The sequence below is a fragment of the Nocardia acidivorans NBRC 108247 genome, from assembly GCF_001625085.1.
GTDB classification, from domain to species: Bacteria; Actinomycetota; Actinomycetes; order Mycobacteriales; family Mycobacteriaceae; genus Nocardia; species Nocardia acidivorans.
In genome coordinates this window covers 11,967-25,637 of sequence record NZ_BDAW01000008.1, presented here as the reverse complement: position 1 = coordinate 25,637, position 13,671 = coordinate 11,967, and the positions used below count along the sequence as shown (strand labels likewise).

The 13,671-nt window shown below is 67.0% G+C and carries 13 protein-coding genes; 10 read left to right on the top strand and 3 right to left on the bottom strand.

The features are described 5' to 3' along the window. Positions 1-56 precede the first annotated feature (56 nt). The 3 genes from NA10_RS02920 to NA10_RS02910 form a co-directional block, all read right to left on the bottom strand. Positions 57-719, bottom strand: coding sequence for a TetR/AcrR family transcriptional regulator (locus NA10_RS02920; RefSeq protein ID WP_067563187.1), 663 nt, complete (start codon positions 717-719; stop codon positions 57-59). 67 nt (positions 720-786) lie between these two features. Further along, positions 787-2,184 (bottom strand): aromatic ring-hydroxylating oxygenase subunit alpha, encoded by a 1,398-nt coding sequence (locus NA10_RS02915; RefSeq protein ID WP_067562962.1) that lies wholly within the window; start codon positions 2,182-2,184, stop codon positions 787-789. 43 nt (positions 2,185-2,227) lie between these two features. After that, the gene (locus NA10_RS02910) at positions 2,228-2,989 is read right to left on the bottom strand and encodes an SDR family NAD(P)-dependent oxidoreductase (protein ID WP_245676990.1); all 762 of its coding nucleotides are present in this window, start codon (positions 2,987-2,989) and stop codon (positions 2,228-2,230) included. Between the two features lie 145 nt (positions 2,990-3,134). Here NA10_RS02910 and NA10_RS02905 point away from each other — a divergent pair, with 145 nt between their 5' ends. The 10 genes from NA10_RS02905 to NA10_RS02860 are packed head-to-tail and all read left to right on the top strand — an operon-like array spanning position 3,135 to position 13,648. After that, on the top strand, positions 3,135-4,403 hold the full coding sequence (locus NA10_RS02905; protein WP_169812517.1) for a cytochrome P450: 1,269 nt from the start codon (positions 3,135-3,137) through the stop codon (positions 4,401-4,403). Between the two features lie 23 nt (positions 4,404-4,426). Further along, complete coding sequence (locus tag NA10_RS02900) at positions 4,427-5,260, top strand: MlaE family ABC transporter permease (RefSeq protein WP_067563184.1); 834 nt, start codon at positions 4,427-4,429, stop codon at positions 5,258-5,260. A 1-nt stretch (position 5,261) separates the two neighbouring features. Next, positions 5,262-6,116, top strand: coding sequence for an ABC transporter permease (locus NA10_RS02895; RefSeq protein ID WP_067562956.1), 855 nt, complete (start codon positions 5,262-5,264; stop codon positions 6,114-6,116). 3 nt (positions 6,117-6,119) lie between these two features. Further along, positions 6,120-7,388, top strand: coding sequence for an MlaD family protein (locus NA10_RS02890; RefSeq protein WP_067562954.1), 1,269 nt, complete (start codon positions 6,120-6,122; stop codon positions 7,386-7,388). After that, positions 7,385-8,428 (top strand): MCE family protein, encoded by a 1,044-nt coding sequence (locus tag NA10_RS02885; protein ID WP_067562953.1) that lies wholly within the window; start codon positions 7,385-7,387, stop codon positions 8,426-8,428. The genes NA10_RS02890 and NA10_RS02885 overlap by 4 nt, the downstream gene beginning before the upstream one ends. A gap of 6 nt (positions 8,429-8,434) precedes the next feature. Further along, positions 8,435-9,481: an MCE family protein gene (locus NA10_RS02880; protein WP_067562951.1), complete on the top strand. Its 1,047-nt coding sequence runs from the start codon at positions 8,435-8,437 to the stop codon at positions 9,479-9,481. After that, positions 9,478-10,596, top strand: coding sequence for an MCE family protein (locus tag NA10_RS02875; protein ID WP_084514249.1), 1,119 nt, complete (start codon positions 9,478-9,480; stop codon positions 10,594-10,596). Before NA10_RS02880 ends, NA10_RS02875 begins: the two co-directional genes overlap by 4 nt. Next, a complete protein-coding gene (locus NA10_RS02870; protein ID WP_067562947.1) occupies positions 10,593-11,693 on the top strand; it encodes an MlaD family protein in 1,101 nt (366 codons plus the stop codon). The genes NA10_RS02875 and NA10_RS02870 overlap by 4 nt, the downstream gene beginning before the upstream one ends. Next, positions 11,690-12,961, top strand: coding sequence for an MlaD family protein (locus NA10_RS02865; RefSeq protein WP_067562946.1), 1,272 nt, complete (start codon positions 11,690-11,692; stop codon positions 12,959-12,961). The genes NA10_RS02870 and NA10_RS02865 overlap by 4 nt, the downstream gene beginning before the upstream one ends. Before the next feature lie 18 nt (positions 12,962-12,979). Further along, complete coding sequence (locus NA10_RS02860; protein ID WP_157555980.1) at positions 12,980-13,648, top strand: Rv1363c family protein; 669 nt, start codon at positions 12,980-12,982, stop codon at positions 13,646-13,648. Positions 13,649-13,671: the final 23 nt, after the last annotated feature.

Genomic DNA, 13,671 nt, shown 5'->3' with positions numbered 1-13,671 from the left:
ATGCGTCACCATCCTCGTCAACGCGTGCGTGGGCGTGAAAGTGGCGGTGCCGCAGGCTATCCGGTACGCCGTGCGGAAGAGCGCCGGGTGCGCTCCGCGGCGTCGTCCAGCAGTAGCTTTTCGAAAAGTTCGTCCAGGGTGTCCATGGCGATCGGATCACTGGCCGCCGCCGCGTGCGCGAATCCGTCGACCACGGCCAGGATCAGCCGAGCCACCTGCACCGGATCCAGTTCGGCGGGAATCTGTTCCGCCTCCTGACCACGCACGACCGCCTCGGCCAGTCCCGTGATCATGGTGGTGTTGACCGCGGCGAACGCCTCGGACAACTCCTTGTGCCGGCGCGCGTCGATCGGGGCGGTGACGACGAATCCGGCCAGTTCGGGATGTTCGTGGTTGAGCCGCATCGACACGCTCAACAGCGCCCGCAACAACTCGCGCACCGAGAGCGCACCCGCGATGGCCGCCGAGGAACGCTCCACGATCCGGCCGTACACCTCGGCGCAGACGGCTTCGAACAAACGGCTCTTGGTGCCGAAGTGGTAGAAGACCGAACCCGCTGTGACCCCGGCGATCTCGGCGATCACGCTATTGGTGGCGGGACCGTAGCCGTACTGCGCGAAACAGCTGATGGCCGCCTCGAGCACCCGCTGGCGGGTATCGACGCTGTCACTCCCGGCCGGGCGACCGGGACCGGACTTACCTGGCTTACGCTCCGTCATGTCGGAATTATCGCGCGATCGGCCGTATGCGATCGCACCGGCACTCCACGCCATGCCCGCGCCCGGGTCAGGAATCGAGTTGTGCGTCGAGATCGCGGTGGAATTGCCGGATCCGGATCTCCTGATAGTTGGCCAGCGTCACCCCGGGCTTGGTCATGGCCTTGAGACCGCGCTGCACCTTGGGGAGGTTGGCCAGGTCCTGGTTGTAGACCGCCACCAGCGCACCCAATTCCGGTGCGGCGGTGTAATCCTGCTCCGGCCCCAGCCAGTGAATCGGCACGCCCTTGGGTTTGGGAACGCCGGGCGGCAGCGGGTACAGCATCATGATGTCGAAAACGCACCGATCGGGATCGTTCCCGTACGGCCGGAAGCGATAGGTCAGCGGTGCGCCCACCCCCGCCCACGGGGCGAAGTTGGGGAACATGAAGTATTCGATGGCGTCCACGATCTCGGAGTCGCTGGTTCCGCTCAGATCCGCACCGGTGAGCTGGCCGAGCCGATCCCGCAACGCGCCGGCGACCACGGTCCGCGCCGAACCGCCTTCGGGTACTTCGAAATTGCCGACACCCTCGGGGTAGAAGTCACGGAACATGGCCTCGAGCACATCCTGGGGCTCGAGCTGTTCACCGAGCAGCGGGCTGCTGGTGGCCTGCGGGGTGATCATGCGATTGAAGCCGGGGCCGCCCTCTGTTCCGGGATAGATGTCGTACTGGGTATTCGCATCGCCCAGATAGTCCAGCAGCTGCGGGTGGGTGGCGATGACGTGATAGGACTCGATGAACGCCTCGAGCGCGACCTTCCAATTGCACTCGATCACCTTGGCCACGTGGACGGCTTTGAACCGCTCTCTCAGCCGATACGGCGACAGGTGCTTGTCGAGGTCGCCGAGGAATTCCAGCAGCGGCCGGGCGGCCGGATCCGGATTGACGAACACGTATCCCGCCCATACCCCGGTCGCCGCCTCGGGCAGCGCGAACTTCTCGTCCCGCACGTGCGGGAAGTCCCAGCGGCTGGGCACATCGGTGAGCGCGCCCTGCAGATTCCAGGTGAAACCGTGGAAGGGACAGCGCAATTGGGCGGCATGCCCGGTGTCGTCGCAGAGCCGCGTGCCGCGGTGCAGGCAGGCATTGTGATAGGCGCGGATCTCCCCCGTCTCGGTGCGCAGCACGATCAGCGACAGATCGGCGATGTCGTAGACGAGGTAGTCCCCGGGTTCGGGTATGTCCTCCTCCCGGCATGCCATCTGCCACACCCGCTTCCACAGCTTGTCCACCTCGCGCCGGTGGAATTCCGGGCTCAGATAGCGGTCCTTGCCGATGTCCTGCGAGCCGAGGAATTCGTAGGACTCCTCGAGCAGGGGTGCGGGCACGGTCCGGGTATCGGTGGCGAGCAGGCTCTGCACGGAGGGTCCACCCGAGCGCGCCTGACCGGGCGCGCGGTCGCGCGGGGTGTCGATATCGGTCATGAGAATTCTCCGATGTCTGTGAATTATTTTGCTTCGCAATCGATTACGACGTCGTAGCGCGGACCAGGAAGCCCTGGACGGCATCGGCGATGAAGGCCGAACCGTTGATGGTCCACCCGCCGTCGACGAAGAGCGTCTGACCCGTGACATAGCCGGCCGCGGGTGAGGCGAAGAAGCTCACCACCGAGGCGATATCGTCGGGTCGGCCGAGTCGGCCCAGCGGCAGGGCAGCGCCGATCGCCTCCCGCACGCCCGGATGACCGAACTCGCCCGAGGTGCCCTCGGTGACCACCAGACCCGGCCCGACGGCATTGACGCGAATCCCCAGTGGCGCGTACTCCGAGGCCATCTGCCTTGTCAGGGCAATGATTCCGGCCTTGGAGGCGGAGTACGCGCCACGGCCCTGGGCTCCGGTGACCGCGACCACCGAGGACAGATTGACGATGGCGCCACCCGCTCCGCCGAACTTCGGCACCAGCGCACGGGTGACCAGCCAGCTGCCCAGCACATTGGTGCGCAGCACCTGCTCCATCTCGGCCAGACTGGACTCGGCGAGGGTGTGCGAATGCCAGATACCGGCGTTGTTCACCAGAATATCCAGGGCACCGACATTTTCGGCCAAGTCGGCCACGGCGGCCTCCACGGAGATGTCACAGCGCACCGCCCGCCCGCCGACGGATTTCGCGGTCGCCTCGGCCGCCTCCCCGTCGAGGTCCACGGCGATGACCTCCGCACCGTCCGCCGCGAGCCGGTGCGCGATCGCCCGGCCAATGCCCCTGCCGGCACCTGTCACCAGAGCTTTCACGCGAATCCTCCGATCCCCCGGGCGTTTACACCCACTTGCTTATGATCCATATCACTATTATATTGGTCGACTAATTAGTCAAGCACGAGCCGATCGGCTCGAACGCCACGAAATCTCGTGGCCGACAAACCCTTTGGAGGCCGCCTTGACCGCGACCCCGGCCCACTCCATCGATGCCTTCGACCCGCTGGATCCCCAGACACTGCAATGCCCGCACCCCTGGCACCGGGCACTGCGCACGCACGCACCCGTGCACTTCGTCGCCGCGCGGGGGATGTGGTTCGTCACCTCACGGGACCTGGTCGCCAAGGCGCTCGCCGATCACGACACCTTCTCTTCCGCCTTCGGCCTGCCCCAGATGCCGATACCGGACCGCATCAAAGCCGAGGTCGAGGCCATCACGGCACAGGGCTGGCCGCCGGTGCCGACGCTGCTCACCGCCGACCCGCCCGAACATCACTACTACCGGCGCATGCTCGCCAAGGCGTTCACGCCCCGGTTCATCGCCCGGCTCGAACCCGAGATCCGTTCCATCGCAAGGGAATTAGTAGCAGCGCTACCGGACGGCGCGCCGGTCGAGACGATTGAACGGTTCGCCGCACCGCTCCCGCTGCGAGTGATCGCCACGGTGCTCAATGTGCCCGGCGATCGCATCCACGATTTCAAGCGGTGGTCCGATCAATTCACCGCGACGGTGGGCGGGCAACTCGACGACGCGGGCCTGCTCGAACAGGCGCGCAATATGGTGGAGTTCCAGCGGTACTTCGCCGCCCGGTTGGACGACCGTCGCGCCGATCCCCGGGACGATCTGCTCAGCGGCCTGGTCACTGCGCACAGCATGGACAACCAGGACGAACCGCTCAGTACCGGAGCGATTCTCAATATCATCGTGCAGCTGCTCATCGCCGGTAACGAGACCTCCACCAAACTTCTCGGCGGCGTCCTGCACGAACTGGCGCGCGAACCCCGGCTCTGGGCCGAACTGCGCGAGCGCCCCGCCGAACGCGCGGCCGACATCATCGAGGAGGGGCTGCGGTTCCTGAGCCCGGTGCAGTCGATGTTCCGCATCACCAAGGCCGAGGCCACACTCGGGGACTACACCATCCCCGCCGGACAATTGGTGGTCCTGGTCTTCGGCTCCGCCAATCGCGACCAGGAGATATTCACCGATCCGGACGAATTCGATCCCGATCGGCCGAACGCCAAGGCCCACTTGGCCTTCGGCGCGGGCATTCATGCCTGCCTGGGTGCGCCGCTGGCCCGGCTGGAGAGCCGCATCGCACTCGAGGAGCTCGCGGCCCGCTTCGGCACCCTGCAGCTGGATCGGGACAACGATTTCGCCTACGAGCCCAGCTTCATGCTGCGCGGATTCCAACGGCTGTCCGTGGTGTGCACCGAAGGGGAGCGGCGGTGACGACCGACTACACCCCCTCCCCCATGCCGAGTACCGCGGCGGCCGAGGTCGTGCGTTGGTCGCGCGGCTACGCCGAACGGCATCCGCTGGCCGCGCTGAGCACCGTCGGCGGACAGGTGGTGCTCGGCCTGCGCGCCTTGCGCTACCTGGGGGCCGATATCGTGCGGTGGCGCTTCCCCTTTCGGGAATTCGTCGAACAGGCCACCTTCATGGCCCGCACCGCGGTGGTGCCGACGCTCTTCGTCACGGTACCCATCAGCGTCACGCTGTCCATTCAATTCGGTTTGCTCGCAGGGCAATTGGGTGCCACATCGATGGCGGGCGCCGCCAACGGGCTGGCCACCATCCGGCAGGGCGCACCACTGGTGGCCGCGATCCTCATGGCGGCGGCCGTCGGCTCGGCCATCAGCGCCGATCTGGGCTCGCGCACCATTCGCGAGGAGACCGACGCCATGGAGGTGATGGGCGTTTCGGTGATTCGACGCCTGGTGGTGCCCCGGCTGGCGGCCTCGGTCGTGGTGGCGGTGGCACTGACCGGATTCACCTGCTTCATCGGCTTTCTCGCCGGATACGCGTTCACGGTCGTGCTCCAGGGCGGCGCCCCGGGCAGTTACACCGCCACCTTCTCCTCCTTCGCCACCGTCAGCGATCTCGTCCTGACCCTGATCAAGGCGGTGGTGTTCGGGATGATCGTCGCGATCGTGGCCTGCTACAAGGGCCTGGACACCCGGCACGGCGCGGCCGGTGTGGCGAATTCGGTGAATGCCGCTGTGGTGCAGTCGATTCTGCTGCTCATGGTGGTCAATGTGCTGTTCACCCAGATGTATCTGATCCTGTTCCCCAAGGCGAGCTTCTGATATGGCGGCCACCTACTCCCCCGCGGCGCTGCGCCCGATCACCCTGATCGTGCGCCCGGTGTCCTATCAGCTCTCGCGGGTGGGACATATGGTGGCCTTCTTCTTCCGGGCCATGGCCGGCGTGCCGCTCGCGCTCACCCGGTACCGGCGCGAATTCCTGCACCTGTTCTCCGATGTCACCTGGGGCAATGGTTCGGTCGTCGTGGGCGGGGGCACCGCGGGGGTGGTGCTCATCGTCGGTGCGGCGGGCGGGGCCGTGGTCGGACTGGAGGGCTACAACGCGCTGAGCCTGCTCGGTCTCGGGCCCGCCACCGGACTCATCACCGCACTCGCCGCCGTACGCGAGCTCGCGCCCCTGATGGCGGCACTGGCCTTCGGCATCCAGGCCGGGTGCCGGTTCACCGCGCAACTGGGCGCCATGCGCATCGCCGAGGAGATCGACGCCCTGGAATCGGTCGCCATCCGGCCGATACCCTACCTGGTGAGCACGCGCGTCCTGGCGTCCGCCCTGGCGGTGGTACCGCTGTTCGTCGCCTGTCTGGCCTTGAATTTCCTTGTCTGCCAAGCGGTCGTCGGATTCTCCAGCGGCCAGCCGTCCGGCAGCTACCTGCACTATTTCACTCTCATGCTCAGCGGGCGCGACATGCTCCTGGCGGTGATCAAGGTGGCCGTCTTCGTGGCGATCATGGCCACCGTGCAGTGCTACTACGGGTTCTACGCCACCGGCGGCCCGCGCGGGGTCGGCATTGCCGCCGGACGCGCCATGCGCGCCGGCATCACCCTCATGACGATTCTCAACATGCTCTTGACCATGGCGTTCTGGGGAATCGACGCCGGCGGAAGGCTGGGTGGCTGAGCCATGGCCAATACCTTCGAACTCGACGGCCGCGGCCCGTCCACCGCGGCGCTGCTGCTGACCGGAACCGTCTTCACCCTGGCGTGCGCACTGTGCGCGTGGCTGCTGATCGCCAAATCCAATGGCAGTCTGGACGAACGCGTTCGAGTCACCGCGGAACTGACCTCGGTGGGCGACGGGCTGCCCCGCAAATCCGATGTGAAGTTCCGCGGCGTGCTGGTCGGCATGGTGCGACTGGTCACCCCGGCCCGGGACGGCACGCCGAATATCGTGCACATCGACCTGAAACCGCAGTACGCACAAGACATTCCGAATACGGTGACCGCGCGTATCGTGCCTGCCAACGCGTTCGCGGTCTCCTCGGTGCAGCTGGTCGACAATGGCGACGCCCCGGCACTGCGGGACGGTTCGCGCATCGCCGAGGATCGGACGCTACCCACCCAGTTGTTCCAGGGGACGCTGGCCAAGGTGCACGAGTTGCTGGCGGCGGTGGCGCGGCCCGGCGCGGCCCAGACCCTCGGTCTCATCCGCACGCTCGCCGACGCCACCGTGGGCCAGGGCCCCACGCTCACCGCCGCGGTCGACGGGCTCAATCGGGTTACGGCGGAAATGAATTCGCTCAGCGCCGGTGATACCGGCCCGGGCACGCTGCACACCTGGGAGACCGCCATCGCCACCCTGCGCGGCAGCGCCCCCGAACTCGTCGACGCCCTGCACGACGCGGTCGCGCCGATGCGCACCGTCGCCGAACAGCAGGCCCAGCTGATGCAACTGCTGGCCGGAGCGCACACCACGCTCGGCACGATGAACAGCGCCGTCGACAATCACATCGATCAATTGGTGGAGATCACCACCGATCTCACTCCCGTCGTCGGCGTACTCGCCGACAATCACGCCAAATATCCGGCGGTCATGGTGCGGCTCAACGACACCGTCGACAAGTTCTTCGATGAGCTGTGGACACGCAGCGGCAGCAAACTCGCCTTCACCTTCCGGCTGGTGGTCTCCTTGACCCCGCTGCGGCTGTACGTGCGCGCCGACTGTCCGGTGTACGGCCGATTGCGCGGCCCCAGTTGCGATTCCGCGCCGGAGACGACTCCGATACCGGAGACCACCGGCATTCCGGACATGCGCAACTATGTCCCGCCGCCCGGAACCGTCGCACTCCCGGTACTGCCGCCCGCCGCCGATTCGGCGGACCGGATACTTCTCGGTCCGCTTGCGATCCCGGCTCCACCACCGGATTTCGCGCCACTGGACGGTGGCCGATGATCACCGCCTATCGCCGGCAGGTGCTCTGGCTCGCCGTATTCCTGGTCGTCTGTCTATCGCTCACCTGGATGATCCTGGTGACCCTGCGCCGCGATGTGTCCGGTCCGACGGACAGCTATGCAGCCGTCTTCACCGATGCCTCCGGTCTCAAAGCGGGTTCCGATGTGCGAGTGGCCGGGGTGCGGGTGGGCCGGGTCGATGCGGTCGACCTGGATGGGGTGCACGCCCGGGTGCGTTTCCGGGTGCGGCGTGATCAGCCGGTCTACGGCGATACCAAAGCCGCGGTGGTGTACCAGAATCTGGTCGGGCAGCGGTATCTCGGACTGTCCCGGGCCGACTACGGCCAGCCCGGACGACTACCCGCCGGAGCCGTCATTCCCGTGGAACACACCGAGCCCTCCTTCGACGTCACCGCACTGCTCAATGGATTCGAACCGCTGTTCACCACACTCGATCCCGATAATCGCGGCAATATGTCCAATGCGCTCATCAAAGCGCTCCAGGGTGACACCACCGCGATCGCGACACTGATCACCGAAACCTCGCGGCTGGCACAGACTCTCGCGGGACCGGATGAGATTCTCGGCCGGGTGATCACCGGCCTCGACGCCGTCACCCGCACGCTGGCCGCACAGGGATCGATGCTCGAGACGACCCTGACCCAGGTACGCGCGCTCGTCACCGGCCTCAATGACCGCCGCGATCAAATGATTTCCTCGATCGGGTCGATCTCCACGGTGGTGGCGCGGCTCTCGGCGATCATGACCGGTGTCTCGCCGGATCTGGCCGCGCTGCTCGGACGCCGGCCCGGCTTCCTGTCGGCCATCGTGTCCAACCCCGACGGGATGGCCGCGCTCGGCGCCAATATCCCGGCGGTATTCAAGGGATTGGCCCGGGTCACCGGCGACAGCACGGCGATGAGCGCGCAAGCCTGCGACTTCAATATCACCATCGCGGACTTCCTCAGCCCGGTCATCCCGGCGATCGTCGATGCGGCGACCCCCGGTGGCCACCGCGAGTACTCACCGATGTGCAGGTGAAATAACATGCGCGACAGACTGTTTCGTATCGGACGCACCCTCCGCGCGGGCAACAGGGCGTGGATCGGCGCGTTCTCCATCGCGGTGATCTCGGTGGTGGTCGCCAGTACGACGGCGATCACGCAATTGCACCTGGGCGAGCTCACCTATACGGCGGAATTCGGCCAGGCAGCGGGTATCCGCACGGGCGATCAGGTGACCGTGGCGGGCGTGCCGGTGGGGACGGTGGACGGTACCGAGCTGGCCGGGGACCGCGTGGTGGTCACCATGAAGATCCACCGGGACGTGCCGGTCGGGTCCGATTCCACGGCCGCGATCAAGCTCACCACCGTACTCGGCGCGCGCGAACTGGTATTGCGACCGGCAGGTGCCGGAACCCCGCCACACCGGCGAATCACGCTGGCGCACACCACCGTTCCCTACGATCTGCAAAAGGTGCTGCAGGACTCCACCGGCACCTTCGAGCAGGTCGACGCCGACCAGTTCGCACGCTCCATGCAGGCCCTGGCCGCTCAGCTCCGCGATACGCCCGCGGTGCTGCCGGACGCGCTCGCCAATGTCCAGCACCTGTCCGCGATCATCTCCGATCGCCGGGGCGAGATCGGCTCACTGCTGCGCAATACCGCCCAACTCGCCACCGTGCTCGGGAATCAGCAGACCGATATCGGCGTGCTGGTCAACCAGGGCGGCAGACTGATACACGAGATAGTCACGCGCCGGGACGCGGTGGTGCGGCTGCTCGACGCCGCCACCGATCTGGTGCGAACCGCCGACGGCGTGCTGACCGTGCACCACGGCGATATCGACGACATGCTCACCGATATCCGCGCCCTCACCACCATGCTCGGTGATCACGATGCGCTGCTGCGCAATATGTTCCAGGTGATGCCGGTGGCGCTGCGCAATATCGCCAATGCCACCGGATCGGGCCCGTTCCTGGATTTCCTGCTGCCCGGTGGCCTGATGATCGACTCCTGGATGTGCGCCATCGCCAAGCAGGCCGATATCCACGGCGTCCCCGAGAACCTCCAGTCGTTCAAGGATTGCCAGTGAGGAAACCACGCCCCCGCACCGCCGTGCGCGTCACCGTCGTACTGGCCGTACTGATCGCGGCCACGACCCTCGGCGCGCATCTGCTGCTCTCCGGCCCCGGCAGGACGTTGCGCATTACCGCGCAGTTCGACAATGCGATCGGCCTGTACCGGGGCAATACCGTTGCGGTACTGGGGATGCCGGTCGGCAAGGTCGAGGAGATCACCGCGCGGGGCGGCTATGTGGAGGTCGTGCTCACCGTCGACGCCACGGTGCGGATCCCGGCCGGCGTCCAGGCCGTCACCGTGGGCACCTCCATCCTCACCGATCGGCATGTCGAACTCACCCCCGCGTACACCGGCGGACCGACGCTCGACTCCGGTGCGGTACTCGGACTCGACCGCACCCGCACACCCATCGAATTCGATCGCGTCATCGCGATGGTCGACAAACTGGGCGGCGCACTGCGCGGTAACGGCACCGGGGACGGCCCGATGGCCGATATCCTCACCGCGACCGCACAGGTCGCGCAATCCAGTGGGCCGCAATTGAAATCGGCGCTGGCGGCGCTCTCGGACGCCATGCGCACCGGCTCGGACAATGGCGAGGCGACCCGGCAGGACATCACGACCATCGTCACCAATCTCTCCGCCCTGGTGGGGGCGGCGAACCAGAACCAGCAGGCCATCGACGGCTTCGGCGCCGATGTCGGACAGCTGGCACAGCTACTGGAATCCGAACGGCTCGGCCGCGGTGACACCGGCAGACAGCTCGATTCCGTCCTCGAACGGTTGAACACGCTGCTGGCCGACCAGGGCGGCAACCTCGCCGCCACCGTCGCCGCCAGCACCTCGTTCACCCGGGCGCTGGTGGACTATCGCAGACAATTGGCCGAGGTGTTCGATCTGGCTCCGCTCGCGGTGGACAACGTCTACGACGCCATCGACCAGAAGAACGGAAACCTGCGCGTCGGAGCGCATTTCGACAATGTGTTCTTCGACAGCTCGATGACCAAACAGCTCTGCAATATTCTCGGCCTGCGCCAACTCGGCTGCAACACCGGCAATCTCGGCGATATGGGCCCGGATTTCGGTATCACCTCGGTGCTCGAGGCCATGACCAGGATGAACAAATGAGCCGCCGACACCGAATCGCGGTGCTGTGCTGCGCGGTGGCGCTCCCACTGGCCGGCTGCTCGGCCACCCTGGAGGATCTGCCGCTGCCCGCGCCGGGCGTGAGCGGGCCCGGCTACCACGTGAACGCGATCTTCTCGAACGCGCTGAATCTCCCCCACCGGGCCAAGGTGCGCCTGGGCGGCGCCGATATCGGCGAGGTCGAGTCCATGACCGCGCGCGATTACACCGCGGTGGTATCGCTGCGGATCATAGACAGCGTCACCCTGCCTGTGGGTACCACCGCCGAATTGCGTTCGGCCACACCGCTCGGCGATGTCTTCGTCGCGCTGCGAAAACCGGCGGGTGCGGCCGAGTCCGGCACTCGCCTGCACGACGGCGACACCATCGCACTGGCGGATACGCTGCCCGGGGCGACGGTGGAGGAGGTACTCGCCGCCACCGCGCTACTGGTCAACGGGGGCGTCTTCCAGAACCTCACCCGAGTCCTCAATGGCATGGGCACGGCCATGGGCGATGACGGGAACCGGCTCACCGGGCTGATCCGGCAATCGCGCGAACTGCTGGGCACACTCTCCGGCCGCTCCGCGGAATTGCAGCGGGTGCTCACCGAAACCGCTTCACTGGCAGATGATTTGAATGCGCGCCGGGATGCGATGACCGATATTCTGACCACCGCCGCACCGGCACTGACGGTGATCTCGGACAATACCGCGCAGATCGCGGGCCTGGCCGACCAGGTCGCCGCCCTCACCGCCCAGCTGGGTAGGTTCCCGTCCATCCAGGGCACCGACACCCGTGGCCTGATCCATGATCTCAACGAGCTCTCCGCCGCGTTCAACGAGTCCGCCACCGACCCGCGGGTCACCATGGCGAACCTGCAACGCATTCTGCCGCCGACCCTGAAGTTCTTCAGTTCCAACGCCGCCCACGCGGATGTGGAGCTACGGCAGGTGGTGCTGGGGCCGGTCGACGATCCGGGCCACTACGCCGATCCGGCGTTCGTGCCGCCCAGCCAGGCGGATTGGGCGAACCTGGTGGGGTCGCTGGCCTTCGTGCTCACCCAGCTGGGCGATCGGGTGCGGGGGCCGCGCAGATGAACGTCCTCGAACCGCCCGCCCGCGTGCTGGTTCGCGCCGCGCGCCTGGGTGTCTCGCATAAACTCCTCCTCTCCACCCTGGCCCAGCTCACGGTGGTGGCCGTCGGTGCGGCGTATCTGATTTTCGGCGCACTGCGGACGGACCCGTTCGCCACGCAGATGCTGATCCGGGTGGAGCTCGCCGAATCCGGCGGCCTGCTGGCCGGGCAGGATGTGACCCTGCGCGGGGTCTCCATCGGGCGGGTGCAGTCGGTGCGATTGCGTGAGCACGGCGCGGAGGCCACCGTCCGGATCGATGCCACCGCCCGTATTCCGCGCGACACCCTCGTCCGGGTCTCCGCGCTGTCACCCGCGGGTGAGCAGTACCTCGACTTCCAGCCCACCGGCGGTGACGGCGAACCGCTCACCGACGGCAGTGTCATCGACCAGCGCCGGACCACCACGCCGATCCCGTTGTGGAAGGTCCTGGGCAATGCCGATGGCGTACTGGCACAGGCGAATCCGGATCAGCTCCGCGCCATTGTCGACGAGCTGGGCGTAGGCCCGCGGGGACCGGAGAAGTTGCGCGATCTGCTCACCGGCATGCGGCTGATGTTCGACACCCTGGACGGCGTACTGCCGCAGACCACGGCGCTGCTGCGCGCCAGCCGACCGGTCTTCCAGCTCGTGACCGACAAGGCCGCCGGATTGCGTACCGCCACGGGCGCATTCGCGGACACTCTCGCGGGCGTGGGCGCGAAGGACGCGGGCCTGCGCACCCTGATCGGCACCACCCCGCAGGTGCTCGCGACTATGGACAAGATCATCGCCGACAACTCCCCGACCATGGTGCAGTTGCTCGGCAACCTGACCACCGTCGCGCAGCTGTCCTACATTCGGGTTCCGGCACTGGCCCAACTGTTCCGCGACGATCGCGGATCGCTCTTGGAGGCGGTGCAGTCGATCATGCACGACGGCGGCGTATGGGCGGTGGCGAGCCTGTACTTCCGGCACTTCTGCGATTACCCGCATCCCCGCGACGTCCCGTTCGATCCCAGCTATCCCGAGCCGTACGTCAACACCTACTGCACCAGCGACGACCCCGGCCTGCTGGTGCGGGGTGCGCGCAATGCGCCACGACCGCCCGGTGACGACACCGCCCACCCCCCGCCCGGCTGGGATCCCGGCCAGCGCACCGACCCGACACCCCTTGGACCGCACACCATCCCATTGCCGTCCGGCGGCCCGGTCATGCCACCGGATTCCGAACCGCGGCGGCACGGCAACTAGACCCACCAGGAGGGGCCGATGTCAGAGCACCAAGTCCAGGAGCGCGACGAGGTCGAGACCGAGACCGAGACCGGAAACCCCACCGAGAGCGCCGAACCCGGCGTCACCGCGCCCGTCGACACCACCGCGCCCGTCGACACCACCGCGCCCGTCGACTCCGAGTCCGTCGAGACCACCGAGTCCGGCACCCGCACCCGGCGCGCGCTGTCCCGGGCGCGCCGGACCCTGCCCTATCTGAGTGCGGTTTTGATCATCGTGCTGGCGGTCTGCACCGGCCTGCTGGGCTGGAAGTACCAGCACACCCGCGCTGTCGACACCGCGAGCCGGACGGCATTGCGGGCCGCCACCGCTTACGCGGTCACCCTCACCTCGGTGGACACCACCAACCTGGACGCCGGTTTCCAGGCGGTCCTGGACGGATCCACCGGTGAGTTCCGCGACACCTACACCAAATCCAGCGCCGGGCTGCGGCAACTGCTCATCGATCACAAGGCCACCGGCCACGGGGTGGTGCTGCGCGGCGCGGTCGAATCCGCCTCGGTGAACGAGGTCGTGGTGCTGCTGTTCGTGGACCAGACCGTCTCCAATACCGAGATGCCCGATCCCCGGATCGATCACAGCCGCATCGTCATGACCATGCAGAAGATCGACGGCCGCTGGCTGGCCGCGAAGGTCGACATCCCGTGACAACGGTCACGGGTAGGAGAGGT

What these genes read in the sequence shown, in the direction of transcription:
- NA10_RS02920 (WP_067563187.1), bottom strand. Translation starts at nt 719, where the DNA reads ATGACGGAGCGTAAGCCAGGTAAGTCCGGTCCCGGTCGCCCGGCCGGG.
- NA10_RS02915 (WP_067562962.1), bottom strand. Translation starts at nt 2,184, where the DNA reads ATGACCGATATCGACACCCCGCGCGACCGCGCGCCCGGTCAGGCGCGC.
- NA10_RS02900 (WP_067563184.1), top strand. Translation starts at nt 4,427, where the DNA reads ATGCCGAGTACCGCGGCGGCCGAGGTCGTGCGTTGGTCGCGCGGCTAC.
- NA10_RS02895 (WP_067562956.1), top strand. Translation starts at nt 5,262, where the DNA reads ATGGCGGCCACCTACTCCCCCGCGGCGCTGCGCCCGATCACCCTGATC.
- NA10_RS02890 (WP_067562954.1), top strand. Translation starts at nt 6,120, where the DNA reads ATGGCCAATACCTTCGAACTCGACGGCCGCGGCCCGTCCACCGCGGCG.
- NA10_RS02885 (WP_067562953.1), top strand. Translation starts at nt 7,385, where the DNA reads ATGATCACCGCCTATCGCCGGCAGGTGCTCTGGCTCGCCGTATTCCTG.
- NA10_RS02880 (WP_067562951.1), top strand. Translation starts at nt 8,435, where the DNA reads ATGCGCGACAGACTGTTTCGTATCGGACGCACCCTCCGCGCGGGCAAC.
- NA10_RS02870 (WP_067562947.1), top strand. Translation starts at nt 10,593, where the DNA reads ATGAGCCGCCGACACCGAATCGCGGTGCTGTGCTGCGCGGTGGCGCTC.
- NA10_RS02865 (WP_067562946.1), top strand. Translation starts at nt 11,690, where the DNA reads ATGAACGTCCTCGAACCGCCCGCCCGCGTGCTGGTTCGCGCCGCGCGC.
- NA10_RS02860 (WP_157555980.1), top strand. Translation starts at nt 12,980, where the DNA reads ATGTCAGAGCACCAAGTCCAGGAGCGCGACGAGGTCGAGACCGAGACC.